Below are 280 nucleotides of genomic sequence, written 5' to 3'. Positions count from 1 at the left end.
TCCAAAATGACGACGCCCACCACGAGGCCGATGAGGGAGGTCCACAGGCCGAACACGAACCAGGATGCAAAGGTGAGCGCAGCGCCCAGCGCAACCACCGGAGCTGGGCCCCGGACATCGGCGAAGCGCCCGGCCAGCGGAGCGGCTAAGATCCCTACGGTACCGACGATACCGAATAGGCCGGCCACGTCGGCACCGAGGCTGAAAGGTGGTCCCTGGAGCCGAAAGGCGAGGATCGTCCAAAAGGCCGTGAATGCGGCAAAGATCAGGGATTGAGTGA

Annotated in this window: 1 pseudogene; it reads right to left on the bottom strand. The window is 63.9% G+C overall.

The window, feature by feature from the left end:
- A pseudogene (locus KBI52_RS00380) lies at positions 1-280 on the bottom strand (MFS transporter); the annotation flags it as partial.

The sequence above is a fragment of the Microvirga sp. HBU67558 genome (genome assembly GCF_018069605.1).
Taxonomy (GTDB): domain Bacteria; phylum Pseudomonadota; class Alphaproteobacteria; order Rhizobiales; family Beijerinckiaceae; genus Microvirga; species Microvirga terrae.
The sequence above is the reverse complement of the archived record's forward strand: the minus strand, read 5'-3'. Positions and strand labels throughout refer to the sequence as shown.